The sequence below is a fragment of the Bacillus sp. RZ2MS9 genome, assembly GCF_001816185.2.
In the GTDB taxonomy this organism is placed as follows: Bacteria; Bacillota; Bacilli; order Bacillales; family Bacillaceae_G; genus Bacillus_A; species Bacillus_A cereus.
Map to the genome: position 1 here is coordinate 2019825 of NZ_CP049978.1, position 11048 is coordinate 2030872.

Genomic DNA, 11048 nt, shown 5'->3' on the forward strand with positions numbered 1-11048 from the left:
GAAGCTGTCCTGCAAAAGTTGGGAACAGCTTCTTCTTATTTTTTAAGTTATTATTGAACCGTAAATAGGTTGTAAGTTATGGTATATGTATTTGAAAAGGTTATATAGTGTATTTTGTCGAATTGTTTTAATTTAATAAAGAGGATGATTGGAGCGCTTATACTTGAAAAAAATAAAGAAACTATCAATCCCTAATGATGCTAGAGTTATTGTCATATCTGATATTCATGGAGAATTAAATCTTTTAAAAGAAGCACTACATAAAGTTAACTTTAAAGATGAAGATTATTTAATTATTAATGGAGATCTTTGCGAGAAAGGACGAGATAGCGTAGGCGTAGTAAACTACGTTATGAATCTTGTAAAGAACAATTCAAAGGTTCACGTTGTTGAAGGGAATTGTGAAGTTTTAGTTGATGCTCTTCTAAATGAAAATCCTGGTCTTATTAATTATTTATGTACGAGGAAGCATTCAATTTTTAATGAATGGCTAGAGCAATTGGGTTTTTCAGTTCATGAGGGCACTTCAATTCGTGAAGTGAAAGAAGCATTGTTAAGTGAATTTTCACAAGAACTATATTGGCTAACAGAGTTGCCAACAGCGATTGAAACAGAAGATTATATTTTTGTGCATGCCGGTCTAGAAGATAGAGTAGATTGGAAAGAAACTGAGCGCAAAAATGCGATAGCAATGCCGGAGTTTTTCAATCAATCACATAAAGCAAATAAGTATGTAATAGTCGGTCATTGGCCTGTCGTGAACTATTCTGAAGAAGCACCGTCTAATAATCCAGTTATTGATAAGGAGAAAAAAATTATTGCAATTGATGGAGGAAATGCAATTAAAGAAGCAGGGCAATTAAACGTATTTATTATTCAGAGGAAACAAACGGGCGATACGTTTTCTTATACATATGTAGACTATTTTCCAGAGTACGAAGTAATAGCGGATTTTAATGCGAATTCAGAAATGCAGGGCGGAGTGACATATCCGTATTATTACATAGAGCCTATCGAGAAGATGCAAGATTACACCGTATGTAAACAAAAGGAAACGAATAATGTGCTCACTGTAAAAAATGAATATATGAAACAACTTAAGTCAGGTGAATATACAGTGAAAACCGATATTTCTTGTGCGCAAATAAGCGTTAGGAAGGGAGATATCGTTTCTCTCATTGATGATAGCTGTTCAGGATATGATTTAATTAAAAAAGATGGCGTAGAGGGTTGGATAGAGAAAGGGATTTTAGTTGAGATAGAAAAAGTGAAAAATAAAACATTAAGCTGAAATAGGAGGGATATAACCTCCTATTTTTTTAAAGGAGTAGATTGCTTGCTGTCTTTAATAAGTAAATAAATCGTACTCGGCAGAATGATAAGCGTCATTCCTAAAAGAATTGCTAGTATAGCATAACCTCTATAGGGAGCAGAAACGATAAAAGGAAGTATCGCTAAAAAAATACCTGCTATCATCATTGAAATACTACTAATATTTGAAGCTCTTTTTTCAAGGTGCTTATCATTCCATTCTAATGAAACGGTTGATTTAGTCGTATCAATTTTGGAACTGAAATAACCTATTAATATAAATAAAAGCCCTAATGCTAAAAATATGAAATGATCAAGAGGAAGTGAAAAGCCAAGAGCGATGAGGACGATGACAATATCGACAAAAAATAAGAATAGTAACATTGTGTTGCCGATCCAATGGAGAAATTTTTGGTTACTCGCTGCTTTAGATAAAGCTAAAAATACAAAGAATAAGAAGGAACATATAATTATATTTACGATTACAAAAGTGCTTTTATCCATTGTTGATGTAGGCGTTCCATTAAAGTCCCATTTCGTAACAATACTTAATGGTAAGAAGAAATAGAGAATAATATTTGTCGTAACAATAGTAAGAAATAAAGCAATACTAAATCGTTTATTCACTGAATCACCAGCTTTCTAAATCAATAATTGGTATCTAATAACAAAATTATACAATATAATAAATGATATTAGTTTTGATTTTTCTGAAAAAATATTATAATTATATATGAAATAAAGAGGAATGCAGGAGGGAATTATGCAAAACGTTGTATTAATGGGGAAGAAAGTTACAATTCGTACAATTGAAGAATCAGATATAAAAACATTATGGAATATCATATTTAAAGAAGAAAGCCCAGAATGGAAGAAATGGGATGCGCCATATTTCCCGTTCTCAATGCAAGAATACTCTTCCTATAAAGAGAAGATGCAAACTCGTTTGAAAGAAGAACCACTGTCAAATTTAATTATAGAAAATAACGGTCAAATCATTGGGACAGTCGGGTTTTATTGGGAATATAAACCGACGCGTTGGTTAGAGATGGGGCTTGTGATTTATGACCCAACATACTGGAATGGTGGATACGGTACAGAAACATTGACATTATATAGAGATTTGCTATTTGAAAAAATGGAGATTGGTAGAGTAGGAATCACGACTTGGTCTGGCAATGAACGAATGATGAAAGTAGCGGAGAAAATAGGAATGAGCTTAGAAGGTAGAATGCGAAAGTGTCGTTATTATAACGGAACATACTATGATTCTATTCGAATGGGAATGATTCGTGAAGAATGGGAAGCGCTATGTGTAACGAAGGGATGAGAAAGAGTGTACGCTATTATTGCTACATTTGATCGTGTATTTACTAATAAAATTACAGAACTGCAAAATGAATTAACGAATATAATGGGAACAAATCAATTAGCTGGAGTAGAACCTCATATTACGATTGCGGATTATAATGAGTTAGATGTTCATTTGTATATGGAGAAACTAGGGGAGTTTGTAGCTATTCAAGAAAATATGGACGCAGTAACTTTTCCTTCTGTTGGAATTTTTCCTACTAATGGAACGGTCTTTCTAGCACCGACTGTTACCGATGAATTGTTAAAACTTCATCATTCTTATCATGATTATTTTAAAAATTTTCATGACAATCCAAATTCATATTACGTACCGGGAAAATGGGTTCCGCATTGTACGATTGCAAATAGATTACATACAAAGCAGTTTTTAAGTGTAATGGAATATATTTATGAAAAATTTGATTTTACAACAGCTTCAATTGAGAAATTAAAATTAATTAAGGTGAATTATGAAAATGGTTTTGCCGTTTCTTCTAGTATATTAGCAGAATATAATTTAAAGAGAATGGAGACATCGAGATGACATATGTAATTAGAGAAATGAAGCAAGAAGACATTCACGCTGTACAATCAGTAGCAAAAATAGCTTGGCATGATACATATGAAGGCATTATTCCAAGAGAAATTCAAGACAGTTTTTTAGACGAGGCATATTCTGATGAAAAAATGAAATATCGTCTTAAAAATACACATTTATTCGTTGCGGAAGAAGAGGGAGAAGTAATAGGATTTGCTAACTTTTCACCTGTTAGACTACAAAATGAAGCGGAATTAGGTGCGATTTATTTGTTACCAGATCAGCAAGGAAAAGGGATTGGAAGTGCTTTATTACAAAGAGGGATTAAGGAATTAAATGGGATACGTAAATTGTACATACATGTAGAAGCAGCAAATGAAAAAGGAAAACGCTTTTATGAAGCGAAAGGTTTTGCTGAATTAGAGCAATTTGAAGAAGACTTTGAAGGACATATGATGCAGACAGTAAGGATGGTTTTATATGTATAAGGAGGACTAGCAATGAAAATTTTTGATTTTAGTGAAAAAGTAGGAAAGCACATATCAGTATTTCAATCTAATTTCATAATGTCGAAAATAGTAAACCATAGAGGGAATATACATATCGGTGCTATGCATTTACACGAGAATGGAATCATCGGTAATCATGAAGCAGTTGTATCTCAACTGCTTCTTATTGTGGACGGAGCAGGATATGTATGTGGGGCAAATAAAAAAAGATAAAGGTAGAGGCGGGACAAGCTGTGTTTTGGGAGAAGGGAGAGCTCCATGAAACAAGTACAGAACAAGGATTAACGGCAATTGTTATGGAAGCGGAGAATCTTGAACAAGGGATAGTAATGCCTATTATTCAAGGGGAGTTGTGAAAAATGATAATTAAGGCGAATCAAGAAGATACCAATGAAATATTAAAATATACGGCTCAATCGCTTTTTGAAGGGACGAGAGGGAATTGTCAATTAAGTACCGAGAAAGCGATTGAAATTACAAAGCCGATTGTAGAAAAAGGAGCGTATTATTTAATCATTAAAGAAGCAAATAAAGTAATGGGATGGATATTAATAGGGGAAAATACAGACTATTTTTCTCGTGAAAAACTTGGATTTATATATGAATTGTACGTTTTCCCAGAATATCGCGGGAGAGGATTATCGCGTGAACTGATGGAAGCTGGTATTAAGGAATTAAAGGAGAAATATTCAGAAATTAGGTTGAATGTATTTACTGGGAATTTTGCAAAAAAGATGTACGAAGAGTTTGGGTTTGTTGAAAGGCAGGTAATTATGACTTTGAAGTGAGTAGAATAGTCTGAATGAGAGAAGAGAAAATAATGATTTAGTGGCTACTTTATCGCTGGAATTTAAAGCGAATAAGTATAAAATAGATGGTTTGCCTTTATTTTATAGTAGATTTATAGAGTGTGCTTAAAAAACAAATAAATTAGTATTATACAATATATCGTTATTATAGTAAAAGAGAAATTTTGGAAAAATATCATTTTTTTGTTTAGAAATTTTTAAATTATTGATATAATCAATTTGTAGAATTGATTATTGGTTAATTTTACTATTTTTTAATTTTAAGGGGGATTTAATAATGGCAGGACAAATTCGTATGTCACCAGAGGAGCTTAAATCGAAAGCGACTCGATATGGACAAGGTGCAAATCAAATTGAGGACATTTTACGTCAACTACAAAACTTACAAAATGAATTAAGAGGAGAATGGGAAGGTCGTGCTTTCGAAGGTTTTGACCAACAGTTCAATCAATTAAAGCCAAAAGTACAAAACTTCGCACAGCTATTACAAGAAATTAATATGCAGCTTAATAAAACTGCAGAAGCTGTTGCTAGACATGACGAAGATCTTTCTCGTAATTTCGGTCTACAATAAGACAGATAAAAAGAAATATATAATTTAGCCATGCAACCATACGTTGTATGGCTAAATTACTTTAAAACTAGAGTAAGATACGAAGTCTTTCATTAGATAGACTCGCAGTCGCAGGAGTGATAAGTAGTGAAAAAGTTCAAATGGAGCATCTTGTTGTTTATTATTTTAGCTCTTGTACTATCGACAGGGGTCTCCTATTTAGCATTAAATCAAAATGTTAAGAAAGCTAATGAGAATACTACACCAAAAATGACAGTTGCGTTGGTAAATGAAGATCAGGGCACTGTATTTGAGGGCAATAAAATAGCGTTTGGAGATCAATTTGTTAAAAATGTAAATAAAAATACGAAACAAGAATGGTACGTAGTTAGTCGCGGGGTAGCGGAAAATGGATTGAAAAATAATAATTACAATATGATGATTGTTATTCCAAATGATTTTTCTAGGAAAGCAGTTGCGATTGATTCAGAGATTCCAGAGAAATTAACGTTAAACTACAAAGTAAATGCAACTGGGAATAAGGATTTGAAAGCTGAGGCAGAAAATACAGCTTCTGTTATTTTAGAAGATTTCAATAAGCAAATAATCGACGTTTATTTTGCGAGTATTATCGGTAAGCTACAAGGTGCACAAGATAATATAGGTAAAATAATTGAAAAAGGAAACGTTCAAACAACTATGTATAAAAAAGATATACATAGTCCGTTAGCAAATTACACAAATCAATTTAAAACAGTACAAGATTATACAGGTGTTTCTGTTAATAGTTTCAAAGGATTTCAGGATGTTTTAAAAGGTTTCGGTCAAGCGTTAGATGAAGGGAATAAATCTAACAGTACGTATTTAGATGGTTTTAATAACTTTCAAAAAATGCAAACTGATAACAATTTGTTAGCGAATAATTTCACAAATCAATTCAATCAATATATGAATGATATGAATACAGGCGATGCTTTAAAGCAATTAAGTGCATTGGAATCAGCTAATAAAAGTATTTCAAATCAATTTACGTTTTCAGAGAAAGAACCAAATATTTTAACTGATGCTGCAGCGATTCAAAAATATTTAGCAGATGTAAAAAAACAAGTATCTGAATATGATACAGAACTTGCAGGAAAGTTAGAAAGTGATATTCAAGAGACGGTAATTAAGAAGTTAAAGCAATCTATGTCGAATGATGGAAAGCAAGAAATCTTCATAAATACATTAATGAAACAACCAGATGCTCGAATAAAGAAACAAATCGAGAATTTAATTGCGAAATTACCTAGTTTAAACATGGAAGAAATCGGTCAAAGTGATTTGCCAGATACAACGAAATTACAACTGCAAAATGTAATTCAATTTACAAAAAAATATAATAAAGAAAATAATTTTTATTATGATCCTGTAAATAAAATATCTTTAGGAAACGCTATTAAAGAAGTAAAGGATAGACTTTATACAGAGGGAATTACATTTAGTGATACTGCGAAAGTAATTAAAATGGAATCTGCACAAACTTTGAAGATAAGTATTCCGGAAGAGTTTGAACTATATGGAAGTACAGAAGCTTTGAAGATAGATGATGTGGATTACACAAGTATGTTTCTGGAGAAAAACGGAGAAATCACTATACCTCCTCGTAATGAAGGGGATATAAAAATTAATCTGAATGTGAAGTTAAAAGATCCAAACATCAATATAGATGTTTTCTCTCCTGTAATGTGGCAGTGGGAATTGAGTGGGACTCATAAACCTGAAAAAGAAAAACCTAACAAAGAAGATAAAGGAACACAAACGGAAAATAGCAAGGTGGAAAATGTGGTTCATAAATCACAGTATGGCATAATGCCGTTAGTACACAATGCTAAAAACCCTATTATTAAAAAAATGGAAAACACAACAGGGAAAGATAACGGAACTGGAGGAAACCCAGGAGGCGGAACGGGGAAAGATAACGGAACCGGAGGAAACCCAGGAGGCGGAACGGGAACAGACAACGGAACCGGAGGAAACCCAGGAGGCGGAACGGGAACAGACAACGGAACCGGAGGAAACCCAGGAGGCGGAACGGGGAAAGATAACGGAACCGGAGGAAACCCAGGAGGCGGAACGGGAACAGACAACGGAACCGGAGGAAACCCAGGAGGCGGAACGGGAACAGACAACGGAACCGGAGGAAACCCAGGAGGCGGAACGGGAACAGACAACGGAACCGGAGGAAACCCAGGAGGCGGAACGGGAACAGACAACGGAACCGGAGGAAACCCAGGAGGCGGAACGGGAACAGACAACGGAACCGGAGGAAACCCAGGAGGCGGAACGGGAACAGACAACGGAACCGGAGGAAATCCAGGAGGCGGAACGGGAACAGACAACGGAACCGGAGGAAACCCAGGAGGCGGAACGGGAACAGACAACGGGACCGGAGGAAATCCAGGAGGCGAAACGGGAACAGATAACGGTAAAGTTACTGAAAGTACAACGAATCAAGTAGTACATCAAAAAGCAGAAGTATTAACAAAAAATATATCTAGTGTATTAATAAAAGAAGCAGTAGATACAGTCGAAAGTTATCAAGGTTTAATGAGCCTTTACGAAATGTATTATGGGATTGATTTAAGAACGAAAGATGTAGGTCCTAAGTTAGAAGAGGGAAGTTTAGATGCAATTGCGACGGATCAATCTTTGTACTACGTATTAAATAAACAAAGTTTAATTGATTTAATTTCAAATCTTGTTTCATCAAGTATTACTACAGAAATAAAGCAAGATATGTCAGGTTTAAAACAAAAAATAAACTCTTATCAACAATCTATTACTAGTGCGGATCAAAATTCTATGCTACTAGCGGAGAAATTAAATGGAACGACGCAACAAGCAACTAGTATGAATGAAAATTTAGGAGAGTATTTAAAAGGTTTAGCGAAATGGCGTGAGAATAGCTTAAAGCTAGTTGAAGAGCAGCAAGTATTAACAACAAATCATGCCGGTGAGCAAACAGCTATTTTATCGTTAGATTCTGGTATTAAATCATTAATGATGCAAAGTCAGTCATTGGTCGAAAGTTCGAAGCATAGTTTAGCAACTTCAGACGATGTATATAAAACATTTGATCAAATTAATGGACAAGCAAAAGAAATTCAAGACAGCGGAACGACAATTGTTTCAAAAGCTGATCTATTATTAAATGACTTTACGAAGAAAATGGAAGATGATAAATCATTCTCCAAAAACTTTACGAAAATTTTAGCGAATAGCCGTATTGGAGATCGTCAAAATGAGATGCTATATGACTTTTTAGCTAGTCCAGTTCAAAAGCAAAATGATGGAGTAATTGTAGCAGGAAATGCTTTTACACCGTACTTAATTGTATTAACTTGTTTCATTGTTGCATTATTTACAGCATACGCAATTGCGAATCAAGAAAAGAAACGAATGCAATCAGATCATTTTGAAGAGAAATTCTCATTAATTGATATGAATGTACCAACTACAGTAGTAGCTTTCGGTATATCAATTGTGGAAGGGATTAGTATAGGTATCATTTCTGGGCGTCTTTTAAAGTTCGGTCAGGATCAAAGTTTACTATGGATTGCGTTCATCACATTTATTATGATGGCGTTTGTATTGGTCTCAACCTACTTATTACGACAAATAAAAATGGTAGGAATGTTTATACTATTAGTATTTTTAAGCATGTACCTATTTTTAACTGAGGCAGTTGGAAGTAAAGTAGATCAAATGTCGTCTGTCGGAAAGATACGTCAATTCTCACCGCTTCAGTATATAGAAAGTTTTCTAAATGATTTTATTAGTGGTAAAGATACTGGGAAAGTTATTTTTGTCGTATTGTTTGTAATTGCCATTATTGGATTGGTTAGTAATCTATTTGTATGGCATAAGAAATGGGAGGAAAAAGAAGTAAATGATCAAACAATGGAGCATAGTGGCTAAGTTATCATTTCTCTCTATCCTTTTACTGTTTGTCGCGCTACCGATAAGGAGCGCGGCTGACAGTTATCTTGGTGATGATGGGAAGATTAAGTTTAAAGTGGATCGACTTGAAGAAAGCGACCAAGAAAAAAATAAAAAGGAACATAAAGAAACAGAATTAGATAAAGCATCGATTGAGTTATTTAACAAAGATATTGAGGAAGAAATTGAGAAAAAGAAAAAGAAAGAACAAAAAGATATGGAAGCTTTGCGAGATTCTCTTTTTACAAAAACAAAAGAGAATAATAGTGTTAAAGATACGAAAAATAGTTTGTTTAGCAGTGAATACATTGTCAGAAAAAGTGCAGATGAAGTAGCAAGTAATGAAACAATGAATGAAGAGCCAATTAGTATAACAATAATATTATTATTTGGCGGTGGCATTCTACTTATTTGCATCGGTATTTATACCGTTCTTCGTAAAAGTTGGAGGTAAAGCGATGGCAATACAAACACATATCAATGTGACAGTAGATTTTAGTAAATGGAATGGAAATACATATGATTTGCGTATTCCGAATCATCAATCTATTAAATATTTATTGAAAAACTTATTAGATACGCTAAAGATTGATAATCATGAAGGTTCGCATTTTGTGATTAAAGTGAAAAATAAGTCAATTGTTTTAACAGATAATGATCGTTTAATTGATCACCAAATAACAGATGGAGATATTTTGCAAGTTTTATAAAGAATATTTTTTACTTTTAGTTATTTGAAAATAAGTTATTACGGGTTATAAAGAAAAGGAGAAGAGGATAAACATGACGGAAAAAATAATTCAAATTGATGCAATGAACTATCAATTTCAAATAGAAAAAGAAAATTGGAAATTGGAGATGACCAAATCTCAAACACGTATAAAAGACTTCCGTCAATTCGATATAATTACGGGCGTATCATCTGAATTTGTACCATTAACAATAGAAGAAACGGATGATATGTTTACGTTTCTATATCAAGTAGATAAAAAATTATATAAGTGGGACGATCTTAGCCGTTTTAGAAGAAATGAGAAATTAAGACTACTTCGGAATGTTGCGCAGTTTCGTAAATATTTAAATAAACGAATCACGTTCTTTTTACATCCAGACAATATAGTTTTTAATGCTAATTTAATACCAAGTATTATACATAGAGGAATTCGAGATATTGTTCCGCCAACCCCGTTATTAGAAGAGCAATTTTTAACACAATATAAGTGTCTAATTATTGCTTTATTCTCCCAAAAACATAACTTTGATGATTTGTATGCTGGGTTACTAAAAGATGCAAAAGAAACAACATTTGAACAGACCGTTGCTCAAATGGAAAGCTTAGATGCATTACTGCAGTTTCTTGATGACAGCTTTGAGAAGGAACAAACAAAAACAGAAAAAAATATGCAGTTAGTACCTAAAAAAAGCTATAAATCGTTTAAATACTTAGCTTTTTCCTTCATAGCGGCGACAGTTATTTTAGCTGCTCCTTTAATATATTTCACTTTTATAAAATTTCCTTACCAAAATAAATTGTTAGAAGCAAATGCAAGTTTTATAGCAACTGATTATGACAAAGTCATTACGCAATTGAATGAAGAGGAGTTTGAATCATTACCGATTGCATCTAAATATGAGTTAGCATTTGCATACATTACAGCTGAAAAACTAGGTGAAGCTCAAAAGAAATCAATTATGAAAAATATTAGTTTGAAAAGTGATGAAAAGTATTTGCTGTATTGGATGTATAACGGAAAAGGTAATTTTGATAAATCATTAGATTTAGCTAAGACACTTGATGATCCTCAGCTTATTATGTACGGCCTTGTTAAACAAATTGAATCACTGAAAAATAATCCAGATTTATCAGGGGAAGAACGTGATCAAAAGTTAAAAACATATGAGCAACAATTAGATGAATATAAAAAGAAATATGGCAATTCATCAAACGATAAAAATTTGTCGGACACAGAGAAAAAAGAGTAAGCAATTGATGA

The 11048-nt window shown here is 33.3% G+C and carries 11 protein-coding genes and 1 pseudogene; 11 read left to right on the top strand and 1 reads right to left on the bottom strand.

From position 1 onward, the window contains the following. Positions 1-163 precede the first annotated feature (163 nt). A complete protein-coding gene (locus tag BHV55_RS10450; RefSeq protein WP_000721385.1) occupies positions 164-1291 on the top strand; it encodes a metallophosphoesterase in 1128 nt (375 codons plus the stop codon). Between the two features lie 20 nt (positions 1292-1311). Here BHV55_RS10450 and BHV55_RS10455 read toward each other — a convergent pair whose 3' ends face one another. Further along, the gene (locus BHV55_RS10455) at positions 1312-1938 is read right to left on the bottom strand and encodes a DUF1648 domain-containing protein (protein WP_070757486.1); all 627 of its coding nucleotides are present in this window, start codon (positions 1936-1938) and stop codon (positions 1312-1314) included. Positions 1939-2074: 136 nt separating this feature from the next. Between BHV55_RS10455 and BHV55_RS10460 the strand changes: the two genes are divergently transcribed. The 10 genes and pseudogenes from BHV55_RS10460 (at position 2075) to essB (ending at position 11037) form a co-directional block, all read left to right on the top strand. Beyond that, positions 2075-2641 carry a GNAT family N-acetyltransferase gene (locus BHV55_RS10460; protein ID WP_070757484.1) on the top strand — a complete coding sequence of 189 codons (567 nt, stop codon included), beginning with the start codon at positions 2075-2077 and terminating at the stop codon, positions 2639-2641. 6 nt (positions 2642-2647) lie between these two features. Beyond that, positions 2648-3208: a 2'-5' RNA ligase family protein gene (locus BHV55_RS10465; protein WP_070757482.1), complete on the top strand. Its 561-nt coding sequence runs from the start codon at positions 2648-2650 to the stop codon at positions 3206-3208. After that, positions 3205-3690: a GNAT family N-acetyltransferase gene (locus BHV55_RS10470; protein ID WP_000222825.1), complete on the top strand. Its 486-nt coding sequence runs from the start codon at positions 3205-3207 to the stop codon at positions 3688-3690. Before BHV55_RS10465 ends, BHV55_RS10470 begins: the two co-directional genes overlap by 4 nt. A 12-nt stretch (positions 3691-3702) precedes the next feature. Further along, positions 3703-4074: pseudogene (locus BHV55_RS10475) on the top strand (cupin). Continuing rightward, positions 4071-4499 carry a GNAT family N-acetyltransferase gene (locus BHV55_RS10480; RefSeq protein ID WP_070757480.1) on the top strand — a complete coding sequence of 143 codons (429 nt, stop codon included), beginning with the start codon at positions 4071-4073 and terminating at the stop codon, positions 4497-4499. Before BHV55_RS10475 ends, BHV55_RS10480 begins: the two are co-directional and overlap by 4 nt. A 298-nt stretch (positions 4500-4797) precedes the next feature. Then, positions 4798-5094, top strand: a complete 297-nt coding sequence (locus BHV55_RS10485; RefSeq protein WP_000918601.1) for a WXG100 family type VII secretion target — start codon at positions 4798-4800, stop codon at positions 5092-5094. Between the two features lie 126 nt (positions 5095-5220). Then, positions 5221-9033: a type VII secretion protein EsaA gene (gene esaA, locus BHV55_RS10490; protein WP_246874075.1), complete on the top strand. Its 3813-nt coding sequence runs from the start codon at positions 5221-5223 to the stop codon at positions 9031-9033. Continuing rightward, positions 9005-9508, top strand: a complete 504-nt coding sequence (gene essA, locus BHV55_RS10495; RefSeq protein ID WP_000595658.1) for a type VII secretion protein EssA — start codon at positions 9005-9007, stop codon at positions 9506-9508. The genes esaA and essA overlap by 29 nt, the downstream gene beginning before the upstream one ends. A 4-nt stretch (positions 9509-9512) precedes the next feature. Then, positions 9513-9764, top strand: a complete 252-nt coding sequence (locus tag BHV55_RS10500; protein WP_001007571.1) for an EsaB/YukD family protein — start codon at positions 9513-9515, stop codon at positions 9762-9764. Positions 9765-9837: 73 nt separating this feature from the next. Then, positions 9838-11037, top strand: a complete 1200-nt coding sequence (gene essB, locus BHV55_RS10505) for a type VII secretion protein EssB (RefSeq protein ID WP_000136618.1) — start codon at positions 9838-9840, stop codon at positions 11035-11037. Positions 11038-11048: the final 11 nt, after the last annotated feature.